Origin of the sequence: Streptomyces sp. NPDC052016 (assembly GCF_044548445.1) — a bacterium.
In the GTDB taxonomy this organism is placed as follows: domain Bacteria; phylum Actinomycetota; class Actinomycetes; order Streptomycetales; family Streptomycetaceae; genus Streptomyces.
In genome coordinates, this window is sequence record NZ_JBIUBX010000008.1 from 68,774 (window position 1) to 89,419 (window position 20,646).

At 72.0% G+C, this 20,646-nt stretch carries 16 protein-coding genes; 3 read left to right on the forward strand and 13 right to left on the reverse strand.

The window, feature by feature from the left end; genetic code table 11:
* Positions 1-41: 41 nt before the first annotated feature.
* From ACIHAR_RS12285 to ACIHAR_RS12295, 3 genes are read left to right on the forward strand one after another with little or no spacing between them, the layout of a single operon-like run.
* Positions 42-266 carry a ferredoxin gene (locus ACIHAR_RS12285; protein ID WP_365468389.1) on the forward strand — a complete coding sequence of 75 codons (225 nt, stop codon included), beginning with the start codon at positions 42-44 and terminating at the stop codon, positions 264-266.
* Positions 256-1,647 carry an NAD(P)/FAD-dependent oxidoreductase gene (locus tag ACIHAR_RS12290; RefSeq protein WP_400018958.1) on the forward strand — a complete coding sequence of 464 codons (1,392 nt, stop codon included), beginning with the start codon at positions 256-258 and terminating at the stop codon, positions 1,645-1,647. The genes ACIHAR_RS12285 and ACIHAR_RS12290 overlap by 11 nt, the downstream gene beginning before the upstream one ends.
* 25 nt (positions 1,648-1,672) lie before the next feature.
* Positions 1,673-2,908, forward strand: a complete 1,236-nt coding sequence (locus ACIHAR_RS12295) for a cytochrome P450 (protein ID WP_365468293.1) — start codon at positions 1,673-1,675, stop codon at positions 2,906-2,908.
* A 16-nt stretch (positions 2,909-2,924) separates the two neighbouring features.
* Here ACIHAR_RS12295 and paaE read toward each other — a convergent pair whose 3' ends face one another.
* From paaE to ACIHAR_RS12360, 13 genes are all read right to left on the reverse strand, one after another.
* Positions 2,925-4,061 (reverse strand): 1,2-phenylacetyl-CoA epoxidase subunit PaaE, encoded by a 1,137-nt coding sequence (gene paaE, locus ACIHAR_RS12300; RefSeq protein ID WP_400018960.1) that lies wholly within the window; start codon positions 4,059-4,061, stop codon positions 2,925-2,927.
* The gene (gene paaD / locus ACIHAR_RS12305) at positions 4,061-4,576 is read right to left on the reverse strand and encodes a 1,2-phenylacetyl-CoA epoxidase subunit PaaD (RefSeq protein ID WP_400018961.1); all 516 of its coding nucleotides are present in this window, start codon (positions 4,574-4,576) and stop codon (positions 4,061-4,063) included. Before paaD ends, paaE begins: the two co-directional genes overlap by 1 nt.
* Positions 4,570-5,397 carry a 1,2-phenylacetyl-CoA epoxidase subunit PaaC gene (gene paaC / locus ACIHAR_RS12310; RefSeq protein ID WP_400018963.1) on the reverse strand — a complete coding sequence of 276 codons (828 nt, stop codon included), beginning with the start codon at positions 5,395-5,397 and terminating at the stop codon, positions 4,570-4,572. Before paaC ends, paaD begins: the two co-directional genes overlap by 7 nt.
* 10 nt (positions 5,398-5,407) lie before the next feature.
* Positions 5,408-5,701: a 1,2-phenylacetyl-CoA epoxidase subunit PaaB gene (gene paaB, locus ACIHAR_RS12315; RefSeq protein WP_365468305.1), complete on the reverse strand. Its 294-nt coding sequence runs from the start codon at positions 5,699-5,701 to the stop codon at positions 5,408-5,410.
* Positions 5,698-6,678 (reverse strand): 1,2-phenylacetyl-CoA epoxidase subunit PaaA, encoded by a 981-nt coding sequence (paaA, locus tag ACIHAR_RS12320; RefSeq protein ID WP_365468308.1) that lies wholly within the window; start codon positions 6,676-6,678, stop codon positions 5,698-5,700. The genes paaB and paaA overlap by 4 nt, the downstream gene beginning before the upstream one ends.
* A gap of 236 nt (positions 6,679-6,914) precedes the next feature.
* Positions 6,915-7,529, reverse strand: a complete 615-nt coding sequence (locus ACIHAR_RS12325) for a sarcosine oxidase subunit gamma (RefSeq protein ID WP_400018966.1) — start codon at positions 7,527-7,529, stop codon at positions 6,915-6,917.
* A complete protein-coding gene (locus ACIHAR_RS12330; protein ID WP_400018968.1) occupies positions 7,522-10,773 on the reverse strand; it encodes a sarcosine oxidase subunit delta family protein in 3,252 nt (1,083 codons plus the stop codon). The genes ACIHAR_RS12325 and ACIHAR_RS12330 overlap by 8 nt, the downstream gene beginning before the upstream one ends.
* 13 nt (positions 10,774-10,786) lie before the next feature.
* Positions 10,787-12,019 (reverse strand): sarcosine oxidase subunit beta family protein, encoded by a 1,233-nt coding sequence (locus tag ACIHAR_RS12335; RefSeq protein WP_388749085.1) that lies wholly within the window; start codon positions 12,017-12,019, stop codon positions 10,787-10,789.
* Positions 12,020-12,305: 286 nt separating this feature from the next.
* Positions 12,306-14,744, reverse strand: a complete 2,439-nt coding sequence (locus tag ACIHAR_RS12340; protein WP_365468318.1) for an FAD-dependent oxidoreductase — start codon at positions 14,742-14,744, stop codon at positions 12,306-12,308.
* Between the two features lie 206 nt (positions 14,745-14,950).
* A complete protein-coding gene (locus ACIHAR_RS12345; RefSeq protein WP_365468320.1) occupies positions 14,951-15,922 on the reverse strand; it encodes an ABC transporter substrate-binding protein in 972 nt (323 codons plus the stop codon).
* A gap of 12 nt (positions 15,923-15,934) precedes the next feature.
* On the reverse strand, positions 15,935-17,944 hold the full coding sequence (locus tag ACIHAR_RS12350; protein WP_400018970.1) for an ABC transporter permease: 2,010 nt from the start codon (positions 17,942-17,944) through the stop codon (positions 15,935-15,937).
* Positions 17,941-19,032: a glycine betaine/L-proline ABC transporter ATP-binding protein gene (locus tag ACIHAR_RS12355; RefSeq protein WP_365468325.1), complete on the reverse strand. Its 1,092-nt coding sequence runs from the start codon at positions 19,030-19,032 to the stop codon at positions 17,941-17,943. Before ACIHAR_RS12355 ends, ACIHAR_RS12350 begins: the two co-directional genes overlap by 4 nt.
* Positions 19,033-19,052: 20 nt before the next feature.
* Positions 19,053-20,522 (reverse strand): aldehyde dehydrogenase family protein, encoded by a 1,470-nt coding sequence (locus ACIHAR_RS12360; RefSeq protein ID WP_400018972.1) that lies wholly within the window; start codon positions 20,520-20,522, stop codon positions 19,053-19,055.
* Positions 20,523-20,646: the final 124 nt, after the last annotated feature.

Here is a 20,646-nt window from a genome sequence, read left to right on the forward strand (position 1 = left end):
TCGCGGGGGGAAGCGGGCCACCGGAGAGGACAGATCCCTTGGTGAGGCTTGTCGTCGACCTGAACCGCTGTCAGGGGTACGCGCAGTGCGCGTTCCTGGCCCCCGACGTCTTCGTCATGCACGGGGAGGAGGGGCTGCTGTACACCCCGGAGGCCGAAGAGGCACAGCGCGAGAAGCTCGCCCAGGCCGCAGCGGCCTGCCCCGTCCAGGCCATCCTCGTCGACGCGGTGGACGCACCGGCCGAGGCGGTGTCCGGTGAACGGTGAAGGATCCCTGGAGCAGCTCCGACGCGAGGGCCGCATCGTCGTCGTCGGCGCCTCGCTGGCCGGCCTGCGGGCCGCGGAGACCCTGCGCGACGAGGGCTTCGCCGGTTCCCTGACGATGATCGGCGACGAACCCCACGAGCCGTACGACCGGCCCCCGTTGTCCAAGCAGGTATTGCTGGGCATGGCCGACGCCGACCGCACCGCACTGCCACGGCGCCGGGCCCTCGACGCGACATGGCGTCTCGGCGTGCCCGCCACCGGCCTGGACATGGCCGCCCGACGGGTGCGGCTGGCCGACGGCGACGAGGTGCCGTACGACCGTCTGCTGATCGCCACCGGCGTGCGGGCCCGACCGTGGCCGCACGAGGCCGAGGCGGAGCTCGACGGCGTCTTCGTGCTGCGGACCCGCGACGACAGCGCCGCGCTCGCGCGGCGGCTCGCCCAGGGCCCGAAGCGGGTCCTCGTCATCGGCGCCGGGTTCACCGGGTCGGAGATCGCCTCCGCCTGCCGCGAGCGCGGCCTCCCCGTCACCGTCGCCGAGCGCGGCGCGGCGCCCCTGGTCGGCGCACTCGGCGGGGTGGTCGGCGCGGTCGCCGCCGAGCTCCACCGCGAGCACGGCGTGGACCTGCGGTGCGGGGTCATGGTGACCGCGCTGGAGGGTGACGCATCGGGGCGGGTACGCGCCGCGCATCTGTCCGACGGTTCCACCCTCGAGGCCGACGTGGTGGTCGTCTCGCTCGGCGCCACCCGCAACACCGAATGGCTCGCCGGGTCGGGACTGGGCGCCGGCCCCCGCGGCATCGCCTGCGACGCCGGCTGCCGCGCCTTCGACATCCGCGGCATCGTGACCGACGACATCTATGTCGCGGGCGACGTCGCCCGCTCCCCGCACCCCCTGTTCGGCTACCAGTTCCTGTCCCTGGAGCACTGGGGCAACGCCGTCGCCCAGGCCCGGATCGCGGCGCACAACATGCTCAGCGCGAGTTCCGACCGCCTCCCCCACATGTGGGTGCCGGCCTTCTGGTCGTCGCAGTTCGGGGTGAACATCAAGTCGGTCGGTGTGCCGTCGATGGGGACGGAGATCGTCGTCTCGCAGGGCGCGCTCGACACGCACAGGTTCGTGGGCGTGTACGGGTACCAGGGGCGCGTCATCGGCGCGGTCGCCTTCGACCATGCCCGGTGGCTGCCGTTCTACCAGGAGCTGATCGAGACCACGGCCCCGTTCCCGCCGCCGTTCGCGACGGTCGGCCGGCGCGCGGACGCGGGACGGCCCCTGGACGCGGACTTCCCCGACCCGTCGGTTCCCACCCACGGCCCGACGGTGACCCTCAGCGGATACTCGCCGGCCGACCGCCGGATGACGTTCACCCCCGCTCGCTGACCCCGCACGGCCACGAGGACCCGCCATGACGCCATCCCTGCTGCACCAGATCCTGGACTACGCCAACCGCGCCGATCCGTACCCGATCTACGAAGAGCTGCGCAAGACGCCGGTCCACCACGAAGCGGACGGGCCGTACGTGGTCAGCACCTACTACGAGATCCGCAGCCTGCTGCACGACCCCCGGATCAGCTCCGACGCCCGCAATCTGGCCTCGACCGCCCGCGATCCGCTGGCCGAGTCGGCCCAGGAGGAGGGCGCCCTGCCACCGAGCTTCCTCCGGCTCGACCCGCCGGAACACGACCGGCTGCGGCGCATGACGAACCGGCCCTTCGGTCCGCCGCACTCCCCCCGCCGGGTCGACGGGATGCGCGGGGAACTCCGCGGCATCGTCTCGGGCCTCATCGACGGCATCGGCGATCCGGGCCGGTTCGACCTGGTGGAGCAGTTCTCGTACCCCTTCCCGGTGACGGTGATCTGCCGGCTGCTCGGGGTGCCGCGTGAGGACGAGGCGCGCTTCCACACCTGGGCGGACACCATCGCCGCGAGCCTGGACCCCGATCCCGACGCGGATCCCGCCGAACGGGGCAAGGAGTCGCACGAGGCCCGTATGCAGCTGGGCCTGTACCTGGCCGGCCTGATCGAGGAACGCCGCAAGAAGCCCGGGGACGACATGCTCTCCCAGCTGGCCACCGCCCAGGGCCCGGACGGCACCATGACCACGATGGAACTGCTCAGCACCGCGGCACTGCTGCTGATCGCCGGCCACGAGACCACCGTCAACCTCGTCACCAACGGGATGCTGACCCTGCTGCGCAACCCGGACGTCCTGCGGCGGCTCCGCGCGGAGCCGCGGCTGGCCGTGCCGATCGTCGAGGAGTTGCTGCGGTTCGAGCCACCGGTGCAACTGGTGCCGCAGCGCACCCCCCTCGCCGACATCGAGATCCGCGGCGTCACCATTCCCAAGGGCGCCTCCCTGTGGCTGGTTCTCGCATCCGGCAACCGCGACCCCCAGCGCTTCGAGAACCCGGACCGCTTCGACCCCGACCGCCGGGACATCCAGCACCTGGGCCTGGGCAGCGGCATCCACAGCTGCTTCGGCGCACCGCTCGCCCGGCTGGAAGCCCAGCTCGCCCTGTCGGAACTGGCCCGCAGGCTGGAGAACCCGCGTCTGCTGGAGGACCCGCCCCCGTACCGGCAGAACGCCGTTCTGCGCGGACCGCGGCACCTCCCCCTCGCCTGCGACGGGATCCGCCCGTGAGCGTCGTCACGGTGCCTCAGCTGTCGAAGTCGACGGTCAGGGACTCCGAGGCGGGATACGTCTGGCAGGTGAGGACGTAGCCCGCGTCGACCTCGGCCGGTTCGAGGGCGAAGTTGCGGCGCATGTCCGCCTTGCCGTCGACGACCAGCGCACGGCAGGTGCCGCAGACGCCGCCCTTGCAGGCGAACGGCAGGTCGGGGCGGGTGAGTTGGGCGCCCTCGAGGATGGTCCGGCCCCTGGGCAGGGCGGCGGCGGTGGAGCGGCCGTCGAGGGTGATGGTGACCTGGCTGACCGGGCCCTCGGTGGCGGCCTCCTCGTGGTGGACCTCCCGTACGGGCTCGTCCTCCGCGTAGAACAGCTCCTGGTGGACACGGTCCGCGGGGACGCCGAGGCCGGCCAGCACGCGCTGGGCGTCGCGGACCATGCCGTGCGGGCCGCACAGCCACCAGTGGTCGGCGGTGCGCACGTCCACCAGTGAGTCGATGAGCGTCGAGAGCCGGCCGGCGTCGAGGCGGCCGGAGAGCACCTCGGCCTCGCGCGGCTCGCGGGACAGCACGTGGGCGAGCTGGAACCGGGCCGGGTGGAGGTCCTTCAGGTCGGCCAGCTCGTCCGCGAACATCACCGTGTCGGTGCGGCGGTTGCCGTAGAAGAGGGTGACGGTCGAGCGGTCGTCCGCGGCGAGGACGGACTCGGCGATGGAGAGCATGGGGGTGATGCCGGAGCCCGCCGCGATCAGCACGTGATGGCCGGGGGTGGTGAGGTCGGGGGTGAAGGCGCCGGTGGGGGCCATCACCTCGACGGTGTCCCCGGGCCGTACGTCGTTGACGAGCCACGAAGAGAACAAGCCGCCCGGCACGACCCGCACGCCGATGCGCGGCGCCGAGCCGGCCGGCGAGCAGATGGAGTACGAGCGGCGCTCGTCGCGGCCGTCGATCTCGCGCCGCAGGGTGAGGGACTGCCCCGGGGCGAACGCGAACTCCTCGGCCAGTTCGGCCGGGATGTCGAAGGCGACCGCGGCGGCGTCGGCGCACAGCGGCTGTACGGCGGCTACGCGCAGGGCGTGGAAGGCCGGCCGGCGGCGGGCCCGCGGCCGTACCGCCGGAGCGGGAGTGGGGGCGGCCGGCTCCGTCAGCTCTTCCCTCAGGCCTTCCATCAGATCTCCTTGACGTACTCGAACGGCTCGCGGCAGGCGCGGCAGCGCCACAGCGCCTTGCAGGACGTGGCCGCGAAGCGGGAGGTCTCCTCGGTGTCCGCCGAACCGCAGCGGGGGCAGGGCACCGTGCGCCAGGTGGGCGACAGCACGAGCGGGACCGGACCGGCGGTGCGGCGGGGGGCGGCCCCGGGCGGCGCGATGCCGTGCTCGGCGAGCTTGCGCCGGCCGGCCTCGGTGATCCAGTCGCTGGTCCACGGCGGGTCGAGAACGGTACGGATCTCCACGCGCGCGTATCCGGCGTCCCGCAGCCGCGCGGCGACGTCGGCCCGCATCTCCGCCATGGCCGGGCAGCCCGAGTAGGTCGGCGTCAGACGCGCCACCACCGTGCCCTCCCCGGTCAGCTCGACGCCGCGCAGGACGCCGAGGTCGGCCAGCGTGAGCATGGGCAGCTCGGGGTCCGGCACCTGCTCGGCGATGCGCCGGGCGCGCCGGGCGTCGAGCAGGGCCGTCACCATGTCGCCTCCGGGTGGGCGCGGGCCACGCCCTGCAACTCGGCGAGCAACGGGGCGAGATGTTCGGTGTGCGTTCCCGTGCGGCCGTCGCCGGGCAGCGGCCGGTACACCGGCATGGGCAGTCCGGCGGCCTCGGTGACCTGGCGCAGGACGGAGACGACCTCGTCCCGTCCGTCGTACGCCGTGAACAGCTCCGCCAGGTACGGAGCCGCTTCCTTCAGGGCCCGGCGCATCCGGCGGTGGGACTCCTCGGTGCCGTCGCCCAGGCGCACCGCCCACTCGGCGGCGTACTGCCGGTGGTACGTCAGCTCCTTGACGCCCTTGGCGGCGATGGCCGACAGGACCGGGTCGGGGTGGGACGCGAGGTGCTCGAAGTGGGCGAGGCGCCAACTGGACAGGATCAGGAGCCTGACGACGGAGAACGCGAAGTCCCCGTTGGGCAGTTCGGCCAGGCGTACGTTGCGGAAGTCGCCGGGGTCCCGGAAGTAGGCGTAGGCGTCCTCGCCGCGGCCGGTGCCGTCGACCTGCCCGGCGCGGGCGTACAGAAGGCGGGCCTGGCCGAGGAGGTCGAGGCCGATGTTGGCCAGCGCGACCTCCTCCTCCAGCTCGGGGGCGCGGGTGGTCCACTCGGCGAGCCGCTGGGCGCTGACCAGGGCGTCGTCGGCCAGGGTCACGCAGTCCGCGGCGAGGCGGGAGGCGTCGACGCCCTCGGGCACGGTGGTGTCCACGCCGTGCAACGGGTCCTCGAAGCCGGTGCCGTAGGCCCAGCGGGCGTCGTCCTCGTGTCCCTCGGCGAGGGTCAGGTAGACGTGGTCGTCGCTCATGCCCTCTCCTTCAGATGTGCGGGACGTCGTCGGGGATGTCGTAGAAGGTCGGGTGGCGGTAGACCTTGTCGGCGCTGGGCGCGAAGAAGGGGTCCTTCTCGTCGCGGGTGGAGGCGGCTATGTGCTCCGAGCGCACCACCCAGATCGAGACGCCCTCGTTGCGCCGCGTGTACAAGTCACGCGCGTGGGTGAGCGCCATCGCGTCGTCCGCCGCGTGCAGCGAACCCACGTGGACGTGGTTGAGCCCGCGCTTGCCGCGCACGAAGACCTCGTACAGCGGCCATCCCTGCTTCTCGGCGGTCATGCCACCGCTCCCTTCTCGGCGCGGGCCGCCTGCTTGGCCGCGTGGGCGGTGGCCGCCTCGCGTACCCAGGCCCCTTCCTCGTGGGCGGTCCTGCGCCGCTCCATCCGCTCGGCGTTGCACGGTCCGTCGCCCTTGATGACCCGCATCAGCTCGTCCCAGTCGGGCGTGCCGAAGTCGTGGTGGCCGCGCTCGGCGTTCCAGCGCAGCTCCGGGTCGGGCAGGGTGACCCCGAGCTTCTCGGCCTGCGGGACGGTCATGTCCACGAACCGCTGCCGCAGCTCGTCGTTGCTGTGCCGCTTGATCTTCCAGGCCATGGACCGCGCGGAGTTGGGGGAGGCGTCGTCGGGCGGACCGAACATCATCAGGGACGGCCACCACCAGCGGTTCACGGCGTCCTGCACCATCTCGCGCTGGGCTTCGGTGCCGCGCATCATCGTCATCAGCAGTTCGTAGCCCTGCCGCTGGTGGAAGGACTCCTCCTTGCAGATCCGCACCATCGCGCGCGCGTACGGCCCGTACGAGCTGCGGCACAGCGGCACCTGGTTGCAGATCGCCGCGCCGTCCACGAACCAGCCGATCACCCCGACGTCCGCGAAGCTCAGCGTCGGGTAGTTGAAGATCGAGGAGTACTTCTGGCGGCCCTCGATCAGCCGCTCGGTCAGGTCCGCGCGGTCGGCGCCCAGGGTTTCCGCCGCCGAGTACAGGTACAGCCCGTGCCCGGCCTCGTCCTGCACCTTGGCGAACAGGATGGCCTTGCGGCGCAGTGACGGCGCGCGGGTGATCCACTCGCCCTCGGGCTGCATGCCGATGATCTCCGAGTGCGCGTGCTGCGCGATCTGCCGGACGAGGGTCTTGCGGTAGCCCTCCGGCATCCAGTCGCGCGGCTCGATCCGCTGGTCACGCGCGATCGTGGCGTCGAAGTGCTCCTGAAGCTGCTCCGGGGGTGGTGACGCCTCGGCGGAGTGTGTCGTGGTCATCGATACCCGCTTCCCAACCGACCATTCGTTCGGTATCAGTGTGACGGGTTTCCGGCGGCCGGGCAAGACCCGGTCGGCACAACGGCACCCCCCGACCGGTCCCGGCGGCGCCGGTCACGGTGGGGGTGCCGCCGGAAAGAGGGTGCGACGGGGCCGCACGCGCTGCCGCCGGGCGTTCACCGCGGCCGCGGGCGTGCGTAGCGCACCGGGACAGAGGTCGTCGTCGCCCTCCGCCCTCAGTCGCCCCTTGAGACGTACTCCGTCGCCGCGTCGAGCAGCCAGTCCGCCAGGTGGGCCGCGTAGGACGAACGGACCAGCACCCAGAAACCGGCCCTCGCTTCGTCCCGGGCGACCAGAACGACCTGGGTGCGGCCCAGTGTGGTCTGGGCGCAGCGTCCGGCGCCGAAGGCCCGCGGGTGCAGGTCCAGCGAGCAGCCGTGGGACAGCAGGTCCCGGGCGCGGGGCCCGGAGACGAGGAGCGTCGTGCGCTGGGCTGAGACGTCGGTGACGGAGACGGGCTCGTCCGCGGCCGCCGCCCGGATCCGGCTCTCCAGGTACCGCTGGATCGCCGGCGGACCCACCAGCAGCCACTCGTCCGGGCCGAGCCACAGCGCGGTCAGCCGACCGCCGCGTACGACGGTGTTGGGTTCGAGGGGCAGGGGGAGGTCCAGCGCGACGCCCACGGCGTCCGCCGCAGCACCCTTGGCGTCGAGGCGCAGGTCGACCTGGGCCAGGAAGGGCAGCTCGGCCAGCCGCACCGCGCCCCGGGAGGCGCGCGTCGCGGAGGCCAGCCGGTCGGCGGCCCGCGACAGGGGGCTGCGGAGGGGGGCGGTCGGGGCGGTGTCAGCCATCGCGGCGGGCTCCCTCGGGGTCGTAGAGGACGGGGCTTGCGACGGTCACCGGGATCAGCCGGTCGCCCACGGGGGCGTACAGCCGCTCGCCGATGCGGTCCCGGCCGCCCTTGACCAGGGCGAGCGCGAAGGTCCGCCCGAGGGCGGCGCTGCGGTAGCTGGAGGTGACGTGGCCGAGCATGGGGACGGGCGGCGGGGGCAGCACGCCGTCGGCGACCAGGTGCGTGCCCTCGGGGAGGAAGGCCCCCGGGTCCTCGGGGAGCAGGCCCACCAGGTGCTTGCGGTCGGGGCGGACGGTGTCGGCGCGGGCGTGGGACCGCTTGCCGATGAAGTCCGGCTTCTTCTTCGACACCGCCCAGCTCATGCCGAGGTCCTGGGGCGTGACCGTGCCGTCGGTGTCCTGGCCGATAATCGGGTAGCCCTTCTCCGCCCGCAGGACGTGCATGGTCTCCGTGCCGTAGGGGGTGATGCCGTACGGGGCTCCCGTCTCGTACAGCGCCTCCCACAGGGCGAGGGCCTCCCACGGTGACACGTTGATCTCGTAGGCCAGTTCGCCGGAGAAGCTGATCCGGCACACCCGGGCGCCGATGCCCGCGACCGTGGTCTCCCGCCATGCCATGAAGGGGAAGTCCTCGTTGCCCACGGCGAGTTCGGGGGCGAGTGCGCCGAGGACCGCGCGTGAGCGGGGGCCGACCAGGGCGACGGTGGCCCACTGTTCGGTGACAGAGGTGCAGTGGACCCGGAGTTCGGGCCATTCCGTCTGCAGCCACTCCTCCATCCAGTCCAGTACGGCGGCCGCGTTGCCCGTCGTCGTGGTGACCAGGAAGCGGTCCTGGGCGAGGCGCATGACGGTTCCGTCGTCGAAGACCATGCCGTCGAGCCGGCACATGACGCCGTAGCGGATCATGCCGACCTTCAGGGTGCTCATCATGTTGGTGTAGAGCCGGTCGAGGAGGACGGCGGCGTCCGGGCCCTGCACGTCGATCTTCCCGAGGGTGGAGGCGTCCATGAAGGCCACGCCCTCGCGGGCCGCCCGGCACTCGCGCAGTACGGCGGCCTCCCTGTCCTCGCCGTCCTGCGGGTAGTACCAGGGCCGCTTCCACTGGCCGACGTTCTCGAACAGGGCGCCGTGCGCGACGTGCCACGCGTGCAGGGCCGTCGTGCGGATCGGGTCGTGCAGCGCCCCGCGGTCCCGGCCCGCGAGCGTGGCGAAGGAGACCGGCGTGTACGGCGGCCGGAAGGTGGTCGTGCCGAGTGCCGAGACCTCCACCCCGAGCAGTTCGGCGACGACGCCACTGGCCAGGACCCCGGACGTCTTGCCCTGGTCGTTGGCGGTGCCGGCCGTGGTGTAGCGCTTGGTGTGCTCCACCGAGCGCAGGCCGGCGCCGGTCGCGCGGACGAGGTCGTCGACGGTGACGTCGCGTTGGAGGTCGACGAAGCGGGGGGCGCCCTCACGGCCCGGGACGGTGAAGACCCGCATGGGCGGGGTATGCGGCTGCGCGGGCACTCGCGGGAGGCGGGGCGCCTCGGCGGTGTAGCCCTCGGCCTCGACCGCGCGGGCACCGGCGGCTGCGCCCTGCGCGAGGACCCGGGCCAGGTCGAAGACGCCGCTCGCACTGCCCGCGACCTCGACCGCCTGCCGGCAGGTGTCCGGGACGAAGGCGCCGAGCGCCTCGTCGTAGCGCAGCTTGCCGCCCGCCTGGCTGAACAGGTGTGCCACCGGGTTCCAGCCGCCGGAGACGAGGAGCAGGTCGGCGGCGAACTCCCGTCGTCCCGCGCTCTCGCCGTACGGGGCGACGGTCACGGCGGTGAGACGGGGGGCGCCTTCGGTGCCGGTGACGGCGTGCCCGGACAGCACCTCGATGCCGGCCTGCCGGGCACGGTCCGCCCACTCCCCCGGTTCCGCGCGGGTGTCGACGATCGCCGTGACGTCGACGCCCGCCCCTGCGAGGTCCAGCGCTGCCGCGTAGGCGCTGTCGTTGGTGGTGAAGACGACCGCGTGGCGGCCGGGCAGGACACCGTGGCGGTTGACGTGGGCGCGGGCCGAGGCGGCCAGCATCACTCCGGGGCGGTCGTTGTCCGCGAAGGCCGTCGAGCGCTCGTGGGCGCCGGTGGCGAGCACGACACGTCGTGCTCGGATGCGCCAGACGCGCTCGCGGGAGACGTTGCCGGGGGCCTCGGCGCCGAGGTGGTTGGTGCGGCGCTCCACGGCGAGGAGGTGGTTGTCGTCGTAGTGACCGAAGACGGTGGTGCGGCGCAGGACGCGGACCTCCGGGGCGGCGTCGAGCAGCGCGGCGGTCGCCTCGACCCAGTCGAGGTGTTCGGCCGTGCCGAGCAGGCTGCCGCCCGGCTCCGGCTGGTCGTCGGCGAGGACGACGCGTGCGCCGCTCCTCGCGGCCGCCGCGGCGGCCGCGAGGCCGGCCGGGCCCGCGCCGACGACCAGCAGGTCGCAGTGGGCGTGGACGGCGTCGTAGCGGGCGGGGTCCGGTTCGGTGGCCAGGCGGCCCTGGCCGGGGAGACTGCTCGCGACCAGGCCGTCGTACAACTCGACGGTCGTCGCGGGGAGCATCGGCTCCGGGAAGGGAGCCTCGATCTGGACGACGGCGTTCGGCTCCTCGACGCCGGCCGAGAAGATGCCGCGGGGGCGGCCGAACTTGATGCTGGTGCCGGTCTGGACGACGCCGTTGGCCAGCAGGGCGGAGGCGAGGGTGTCGCCGCGGTAGCCCGTGTACGCCGTGCCGTCGAAGGTGAAGCGCAGGGGCTGGTCGCGGTCGACTCGGCCGCGGGTGGGGTGGCGGAACGGCTGATGCTCCCCCACCCCGCCCCTCTCCGTGGCCATGGGCCCGGCCCCCTGGACCCCCGCCGCGGGTTCCGCCGCCGGACCCTTGTTCGGCCCTGACGGCGCCTCGTCCTCGGACTCCCCCGGAGGGGGCACCTCCGGACGGGCCGGATGCACCGGCCCGGGCTCGACGGTCGCCGGGCGCTCCTCGCCCACCCGGTACACCGCCAGGATCTCGTTCGTCGACGTGTCCCTCACCGCGTTGAACCAGCGGCGGCACCCGGCCGCGTGGCTCCACCGCTCGGCGAAGGGGCCCTTCGGGTTGTCACGGAAGAACAGGTACCGGGCCCACTCCTCGTCGCCGAGGGCCGCCGGGTCCTCGGGATACGGCACGTGTGCCTGACCTCCGTAGTGGAACTCGGCCTCGTCGCGGGGCCCGCACCAGGGGCAGGGGATCAGCAGCATGGGTTTCGGCTCCCTAGTGGGCCACCGCGGCCGCGCCGTGCTCGTCGACGAGCGCGCCGGTGGTGAAACGGTCGAGCGAGAAGGGGGCGTTGAGGGGGTGAGGGGCGTCGTGGGCGATGGTGTGGGCGTAGACCCAGCCGACCCCCGGGGTGGCCTTGAAGCCTCCGGTCCCCCAGCCGCAGTTGAGGTAGAGGTTGTCCACCGGGGTGAGCCCGACGATCGGTGAGGCGTCGGGGCTGACGTCGACGATGCCGCCCCAGGTGCGCAGTACGTGGGCCCGGGCGAAGACCGGGAAGAGTTCCAGGGCCGCCGCCATCTGCTCCTCGATGATGTGGAAGGCGCCGCGCTGGGTGTAGGAGGTGTACGCGTCGATGCCCGCGCCCATGACCAGCTCGCCCTTGTGCGCCTGGCTGACGTACACGTGGACCGCGTTGGACATGACGACCGTCGGGTGCACCGGCTCCAGGAGCTCGGAGACGAGGGCCTGCAACGGATGACTCTGCAAGGGGAGTCGGATGCCCGCCATCGCCGCCAGCACCGAGGTGTGGCCCGCCGAGCAGAGCGCCACCTTGCCCGCCGCGATCGGGCCCAGCGTGGTCCGTACGCCGACCACCCGGCCGCCGACGATGTCGAGGCCGGTGACCTCGCAGTTCTGGATGATGTCGATCCCGGCGGCGTCGGCGGAGCGGGCCAGGCCCCAGGCGACGTGGTCGTGCTTGGCGATGCCGGCGCGCGGCTGGTAGGTGCCGCCCAGGACGGGGTAGCGCACGTCGGGCGAGATGTCGACGATCGGGCAGACGTCCTTGACCTGCTCGGCGTCCAGCCATTCGGCGTCCACGCCGTTCAGGCGGTTGGCCTCGACGCGGCGCACGCTGTCGCGGACGTCCTGCAGGCTGTGGGCCAGGTTCAGCACGCCGCGCTGGGAGAAGAGGATGGGGTAGTCGAGCTCCTCCTCCAGGCCCTCCCACAGTCCGAGCGCGTGCTCGTAGATGCCGGCGCTCTCGTCCCACAGGTAGTTGGAGCGGATGATCGTGGTGTTGCGGGCCATGTTGCCGCCCGCGAGCCAGCCCTTCTCGAGCACGGCGACATCGGTGATGCCGTGGTTCTTCGCCAGGTAGTGGGCGGTGGCGAGGCCGTGGCCGCCGCCGCCCACGACGATCACGTCGTACGAGCGCTTCGGCTCGGGCGTGCGCCACAGCCGGTCGGGGTGTTCGGGGAGTTCGGCGCCGGGGGTGCGGGGGCTCATCGGACGTCTCCGTGGTCGGACGGGTGCGGATGGAGCGGGGTTCCGCCAGGACGCGGGCTCCGGCGGCGGGGGACCGCCTGCGGTGCCGTTCGGCACGGACGGCGGCGTGGACCTCCGGGTCCAGCTCCGCCAGGTGACTGTTCAACGCGTGCACACGGCGTTCGCCTTTCCCTCGGCGGGTTCACGCCGCGTCTCGGCGGCGGTCGCCCTGCCGTCGGGCAGTCGTGCGGTCACCGGCGGTGGTCCCCTCGCGGTTCAGGCCGACAGGGCCGGCAGGCCGGCGTGGCTAGCCACGAAGACGGGACATCGCCGGGTCGAACAGGGGCTCCTCGGCGACGACCGCCTCGACGCGCCGGTCGAAGTACGCGATGTGCACGCCGGTGCCGGGGGTGGTCAGGTCGGCCGGGAGCCACGCGTAGGCGATGCCCTTGCCGATCGTGTAGCCGTAGGCGGCGCTGGTGACGTAGCCGACGGGGCGGTCGCCGTCGTACACCGGTTCCTTGCCCATGACGACCGCGTGCGGGTCGTCGATGGTGAGGCAGGTCAGTTTGCGCCGCACATCGGCCCTGCGCCGCTGCAGCGCCTCCTTGCCGACGAAGTCCTCCTTGTCGGGCTTGACGGCGAAGCCGATCCCGGCCTCGTAGGGGTCGTGTTCGTAGGTCATGTCGGTGCCGAAGGAGCGGTACCCCTTCTCCAGGCGCAGGCTGTTGAAGGCGCCGCGGCCGGCGACGACGCCGCCCAGCGGCTCGACCGCCTGCCAGAGGGTGTCCCACAGCTTCTGTCCGAGGTCGGCGGTGGTGTACAGCTCCCAGCCGAGTTCTCCGACGTACGACAGGCGCATGGCGGTGACGGGGACCGGGCCGATGTGGGCGCGCCGGGCGCGGAAGTACTTCAAGCCGTCGTCGGAGAAGTCCTCGTCCGCCAGGGGCTGCAGGACCTTGCGGGCGAGCGGGCCCCACAGGCCGACGCAGCAGGTGCCGGGGGTGATGTCGCGGACCTGGACCGTGCCGTCGGCGGGCAGGTGGCGGGTGAGCCAGTCGAGGTCCAGGTTGCCGTTCGCACCGACCTGGAAGAGGTCGCGGGCCAGCCGGGCGACGGTGATGTCGCTGCGGATGCCGCCGTGGTGGTCCAGCAGCAGCGTGTACGTCACGGAGCCGACCGACTTGGCCACCTTGCCGGTGCACAGGCGCTCCAGGAAGGCCGCGGCGCCGGGACCGGCCACCTCGAGCCGCTTGAGGGCCGTCATGTCGTACATCGCGACGGTCTCGCGGGTGGCCTGGGCCTCGGCGCCGACGATGGGCGACCAGTACCGCGCCGCCCAGTCGTCGGGGGCGGGGATGCCGCGCCCCTCGACGAGAGGGGCGTTGGCCTCGTACCACTGCGGGCGCTCCCAGCCGTTCGCCTCCAGGAAGAAGGCGCCCCGCTCCCGCTGGCGGGCGTGGAAGGGGCTGGTGCGGATGGGGCGCGGCTCACCCGAGGGCTGGAGGGGGTGGAGGATGTCGTAGACCTCGACGAAGTTCCGGCAGTCGCGGGCCCGTACGTACTCCGGGGAGAGCTGGTGCGGCTCGAAGCGGTTGACGTCGCACTCGTGCAGGTCGAACGAGGAACAGTAGCCGTCGACGAGCCATTCGGCGACGGCCCGGCCGACGCCGGCGGAGTGGGTGACCCAGACCGCTTCCGCCACCCAGAAACCCTTGACCTGCGCGGACTCGCCGAGGAGCGGGTAGCCGTCGGTGGTGAAGGAGAACAGGCCGTTGATGCCCTCCTCGACCTTGGCCTCCCTCGTCGCCGGGAGCAGCGATCGGGTCTCGGTCCAGGCGTCCTCGAAGTCCTCCTCGGTGAACTCCAGGACGGACGGCATGCCGCCTGCCTCGTCCACGGGGAGGATGTCGTCGGCGGAGACCGGCATGGGGCGGTGGCCGTAGGAGCCGATGCCCAGGGTGTCGAAGCGGTCCCGGTAGTAGAGGTCGGCGTCCTGGTGGCGCAGGATCGGGCGCACCGCCTCCTCGGTCTGGCCGGCCAGGGCCGGGACCGGCCCCGTCCAGGCGAGCTGGTGCGCGAGCGGGGTGAGCGGCAGGTTCATGCCGACCATGCGGGCGATCCTCGGGCCCCAGATGCCGGCGCAGCACACGACGACGTCGGCGGGGATCTCGCCCCGGTCGGTGAGGACGCCGGTGACGCGGCCCTCGCTCTGCCGTACGTCGAGGACCTCGTGCCGGTCGAGGAAGCGCACGCCCCGCTCGGTGGCCCGGCGGATCTGGGCCTCGACGGCGAGGACGGCCTTGGCGAGGCCGTCGGTCGGCACCAGGAGGCCGCCGAGGATCCTGTCCCGGTTCAGCAGCGGGTGCCGCTCGACGCACTCCTCGGGGTTCAGGAGGCGGGCCTCGACGCCCCAGGCGGTGATCCAGCCGTGGCGGCGGTGCAGCTCCGTGAGGCGCTCGGGGGTGGTCGCCACCTCGAGGCCGCCGACCTGGAGGAAGCAGGGCTGTCCGTCGACGTCCAGGGAGCTGAACTTCTCGACGGTGTAGCGGGCCAGCTCGGTCATGGTCTTGGAGGGGTTGGTCTGGAAGACCAGGCCGGGGGCGTGCGAGCTGGAGCCCCCGGTGGCGGGCAGCGGGCCCTGGTCGACCACGGTCACCTCGGTCCAGCCGCGTGCGGAGATCTCGTCCGCGAGGGCCGCTCCCACGACGCCCGCTCCGATGATCACCACTCGGGGTCCCGCCATCGCCGCACCTCCGGAGTCAGAACCGTCCAGTTGCTGTGTACGCAACAGGATTCAGGTTGCGCAACTCAATGTGCCTGGCACGAGGAGGGGGTGTCAAGGGGGTGCGTGACGTCGGAAAACAGCCCGGAACACAGCGGTGCCCGGCGGGCGGTGCGCGTGTGTGCGCACCGCCCGCCGGGCGTGTTCGGCCGCTTCTCGGCTCGGCGCTACGAGAGCCAGGCGTCGACCTTGTCCGGGTTGGCCTCGACCCACTTCTTCGCCGCCGCCTCCGGCGACATCTTGTCCACCGCGATGTACTTGGCCACGAGGTTCTGGTCGTCGTTCGTCCAGTTGAAGTTCTTCACCAGGTCGTAGGCCGGGCTGCCGGACCGGGCGAACTTCGCGCTGACGATCTTGTCCAGGTCGTACACGGGATAGTCGCAGGCAACCTTGGCCGCGTCGGCGTCACAGCCCTCCGTGTACGCCGGCAGCTTGACCTTGACCAGCGGCACCTCGGACATGAACCACTGCGGCTCGTAGAAGTAGCCGATCACCCATTCCTTGTTCTTCTCCGCCTTGCGGAACGCCTGGATGAGCGCGGTCTCGCTGCCCGCGTACACCACCTTGAAGTCCAGTTCCAGGTTCTTCACCAGCGCCTCGTCGTTGGTGACGAAGGACGGGTCGCCGTCGAGGAGCTGACCCTTGCCGCCCGATTCCGACGTCCTGAACCTCGACGCGTACTTGTTGAGGTTCTTCCAGTCGGTGATGTCGGGGTGCGCCTTCGCCAGCCACGGGGGCACGTACCAGCCGATGAGGCCCTTGTTGCCGGTCGAACCCGCCTCGACCGCGGTCTTCTGATCGGTGATGTACTTCTTCTTCAGGTCGTCGTGGCCCCAGTTCTCGATGACGGCGTCGACCTCGCCCGTCCCGAAGCCCTGCCAGGCGATCTCCTCCTTCAGGTCCTTCTTGGTGACCTCGCAGCCGAGTCTCTCCTCCGCGACGTACGCGACGACCGCCGCGTCGGCCTCGTAACCCACCCAGGGGTTGACGGCGAGGTTGAAGGTTCCGCACCCGCCCGAGCCGCTGCTCGAGGCCTCGGAGCTGTCACCGACCTTCGCACCGCCGCAGGCGGTGAGGGTGAGGCCGAGGACCGCCATGCCGGCCGCGCCGACTCTCCACTGTCTTGCTTGCCCTGCCATGGTCAGTGCTCCTTACGCGCTCACGCGTCGCGCCGCTGCCTGAGTGATCCGGTCGAACATGACTCCGAGGAGGACGATGGCGAGCCCCGCCGCCAGCCCCTTGCCGTACAGCTGTCCCTGCGAGAAGCCGGCCACGACGTCGTAGCCGAGGGCGCCCGCGCCCACCAGGCCGCCCACGACGACCATCGACAGCACGTAGATCAGGCCCTGGTTGGTGGCGAGCGTCAGGGCACCGCGTGACATCGGCAGTTGAACCTTGGTGATGATCTGCCAGGTGGTGCACCCGGCGGAGGTCGCCGCTTCGACGGTGGTCTCGGGCACGGCCCGCACCCCGTCCGCGATGATCTTGATGGCGACCGGCGCCGCGTAGACGACGGCGGCGACGATGGCCGTGAAGCGGGTCGCGCCGAACAGTGCGAGGAACGGCACGAGATACACGAACGGCGGCATGACCTGTGCCGCGTCCAGCGTCGGCCGCACCAGCCGGTCGACGAGCGGGCTGCGCCCCATCCACACGCCGAAGAAGACCCCGAGCACCATCACCAGCACCGTCGCCACGAGGGTCGACGCCAGCGTCGTCATGCCGTCCGACCACAGGCCCGTGCCGACCAGCAGACCCACGCACACGGCGGTGGTGAGCCCGGCGCGCCGGCCGCCGAACACCACGCCGAACGCGATCAGCGCCGCGGCGACGAGCCACCACGGTGAGTCGGTGAGGAGGGACTGGAACGGGTTGAGCAGACCGTTGGTGAGGGCGTCGCGGAAGGCGTTGGTGACGCCGGACAGGTTGTCCTGCGCCCAGGTGGTGGCGGTGTCGGCGGCCTGCGCGACGGAACGGCCGACATCGCCCTCCCCGGGGAACTCCGCCGCCCACACATAGGTGTGCGACAGGTACACCAGGACCGCCGTGACCGCCGCGCCCGCGCCCAGCAGCGGCCGCCGCCAGGCCAGGAAGCGGTTCTCCGAACGCCGGGCCGCCTCCTCACGGTCGCCGGCCGCGGTCGTGACCCGGTCCAGGACGATCGCCATCACCACGATCGCCAGGCCCGCGTTGAAGGCCGTTCCCACGTCGAGCGACTGCAGCGCCTGGACGACGGTCTTGCCGAGGCCGGGCGCGTCGATCAGGGCCGCGATGGTCACCATGGCCAGGGCGGCCATGATGGTCTGGTTGACGCCCATCACCACGGTCCGCCTGGACATCGGCAGCAGGACCTTCAGTAGCGCCTGCCGCCGTGTCGCGCCGAGCGAGTCGGCCGCCTCCACGGTGGTCCTGGGTACGGAGCGGATGGCGTGCGCGGTGATGCGGATCGCCGGCGGCGCGGCGTAGATCAGGGTGGCGATGGTGGCGGAGGCCGGGCCGATGAGGAAGAACAGCGTCAGCGGGGCCAGGTAGACGAAGGTCGGCATCGTCTGCATGAAGTCGAGGAACGGTGTCACGATCCGGTCGAACCGGTCGGACAGCCCCGCCCACACGCCGAGCGGGACGGCGAACAGCAGCGCCACCAGGACCGCGGAGAGGGTGAGGGCCAGGGTGTCCATGCTCTCCTGCCACAGGCCCTGCAGGCCGAGGAAGGTGAACCCGGCCACGGCCAGCAGCGCGACCCGCCAGTTGCCCACCGCCCAGGAGACGTAGCCCGCGATGCCGACGACGCCGAGCCACCCGATCCACGGGACGGGGCGGCCGTCGGAGGGCTGCGAGATCAGGTGCTGGACGAAGGTCACCAGGGTGTCGACGACCAGACGGATCTCGTTGAAGAAGTAGAGGAAGAGCGGGTTGGAGTTGCGGTTCGCGCCGATCGAGTCGTTGACGTCGTTGAACCACCGGTGCAGACCGGTGAGGTCCGCCGCCGCCAGGGACAGGGTGTCCCGTCCGCGCAGCACGGCGAACAGCACCAGCCAGACGAGCAGGATCGCGCCGACCACCGAGCGACGGCTGATCCCGCGGACGCCCGCGTCGGGCGCCGGGCGTTCCGCCGTCCGCGTCTGCTCCGGTTGTTCGGGTTTCTCCACGGCGACGGTCATCGCTTGTCGCCTTCCTGCCCGGCGACCACCGCGAGGATCTCCTCGTCGCCGACGATGCCGAGCAGCTTGCCGTCCTCGACGACCTTGACCGGCTTGTCGGCCGCCAGGACCGCCCGGGTCGCTTCCCGCACCACGACGTCCGGGCCCAGTTCGGGACCGTCCAGGGCGTCGCCGTCCTCCGGCGCGCGCATGATCCACCGGAGGGTGAGCACGTCGCCGCGCGGCACGTCCTTGACGAACTCGCGTACGTAGTCGTCGGCCGGGGCGCCGACCAGCTCGTCGCCCGTGCCGCACTGGACCGTCCTGCCGTCGCGCATGATGAGGATGCGGTCGCCCAGCTTGAGCGCCTCGGAGAGGTCGTGGGTGATGAACACCATCGTCTTGCCGACCTCACGGTGCAGCCGGATGACCTCGTTCTGCATGTCACGGCGGATCAGCGGGTCGAGCGCCGAGAACGGCTCGTCGAAGAAGAGCACGTCGGGGTCGCCGGCCAGGGCCCGGGCGAGGCCGACGCGCTGCTGCATACCGCCGGAGAGCTGGTCGGGGTAGGAGTTCTCGTAGCCGGCGAGCCCGACCAGCTCGACGACCTCCAGGGCCCTCCTGGTGCGCTCGGCCCTGCTCATGCCGCGGATCTCCAGGCCGAAGGCCACGTTGTCGACGACACGGCGGTGCGGCAACAGCCCGAAGTGCTGGAAGACCATGGAGAACTTGCGCCGGCGCAGCTCGCGCAGCCGCCCCGCGTCCGCGTCGCGGATGTCCTCGCCCTCGAAGACGACCTCGCCCGCGGTGGGTTCGATCAGCCGGGTGAGACAGCGCACCAGGGTGGACTTGCCGGATCCGGACAGGCCCATGACGACGAATACCTCGCCCGGCGCGACGTCGAAGTTCACATCGCGTACCGCGGCCGTGCATCCGGTGCGGTCCATCAGTTCGCGGCGGGTGAGCCCGCACAGCTCCTGGGAGTCCGGCACCCGCTCGGCCTTCGGCCCGAACACCTTCCACAGATTGCGCACGGAGATGACCGGAGTGCCGTCCGTGTCCTGGGGCGTGCCGCGCCGCTGCGGCACCTCGGTCTGTGTGGGGGTCACGATCGACCTCTTTTCGGCGTTCAGCCGCGGAACCAGTGCTGCGGCCGGGGTTGGATGTTCTGCCAGATGTGCTTGGGCTCTCGGTACTCGTCCAGGCCGGTCGGTCCCAGCTCCCGGCCCACGCCCGAACGCCCGAATCCGCCCCATTCCGCTTGCGGCACATAGGGGTGGTAGTCGTTGATCCACACCGTGCCGTGGCGCAGCCGCCGGGCGACCCGCTGCGCCTTGCCCGCGTCCTGCGTCCACACGGCTCCGGCCAGCCCGTACTCGGTGTCGTCGGCGATGCGTACGGCGTCGTCCTCGTCGGTGAAGCGCTCGACGGTCAGCACGGGTCCGAAGGACTCCTCGTGCACCACGCGCATGTCCTGCCGGCACTCGTCGAGGACGGTCGGCGGGTAGAAGTGGCCGTTCGCGAGGGCGGGGTCGGCGGGGCGCTCGCCACCGCAGCGCAGTACGGCGCCCTCGGCGAGGCCGGCCGCGACATACGCCTCGACCTTCTCGCGGTGCCGGGCCGAGATCAGCGCGCCGGTCTCGGCCTCGGGGTCGAAGGGGCCGCCCAGACGGATCCGCCGGGCGCGGCGGACGACCTCGTCGACGAAGCGGTCGTGCAGGGAGTCCTCGACGATCAGCCGGGCGCCGGCCGAGCAGACCTGCCCGGAGTGCAGGAAGACGGCCGTGAGGGCGAAGTCCACGGCCGTCTCGAAGTCGGCGTCGGCGAAGACCACGTTGGGGTTCTTGCCGCCGAGTTCCAGCGCGACCTTCTTCACGGTCGCGGCGGCGCTGGCCATGATGCGCCGGCCGGTCTCGAGGCCGCCGGTGAAGGAGACCATGTCGACGGCGGGGTCCTCGGCCAGCGGTGCGCCCACCTCGGGCCCGGCGCCCAGGACGAGGTTGGCGGCGCCGGGCGGGAGCCCGGCCTCCTCGAGCGCCTTCAGCAGCAGGATGGAGGTGGAGGGCGTCAGTTCACTCGGCTTGAGGACGATCGTGTTGCCCGCGAGGAGGGCGGGGGCGACCTTCCAGGACGCCTGGAGCAGCGGGTAGTTCCAGGGGGTGATCAGCCCGCACACGCCGACGGGTTCGTACACGACGCGGCTGACGGCGTCGTCGCGGCCGGTGTCGATCACCCGTCCGGCGGCGGTGCCCGCGAGCCCGCCGTAGTAGCGGAAGCAGGAGACGACGTCGGCGATGTCGTACTCGCTCTCCACCAGCCGCTTGCCGGTGTCGAGGGACTCGGCGCGGGCGAACTCCTTGGCGTCGCGCTCGATGAGGTCGGCGGTGCGCAACAGCAGCGCCCCACGCTCCCGTTCGGGGGTGCGCGGCCAGGGTCCCTCGTCGAAGGCGCGGCGGGCCGCGGCGATCGCCGCCTCGGCGTCGGGGCGGGTTCCCTCCGATACGGTCGCGGAGAGCGTGCCGTCAGCGGGGCAACGGATGTCCCGGCGCCCGCCGGCAACCGGCTCCCGCCATGTCCCGTCCACATACAGGTCTGCCACGCGCCAAGCCCTTCAGCCGGAATGCGTTGCGCATCGTGCATCCAATTGCTTGTGGTGGAACACCCTGGCGAATGTGCAGACATACGTCAAGAGGTTGGCGGATGACGATTTCACCCGGGACACA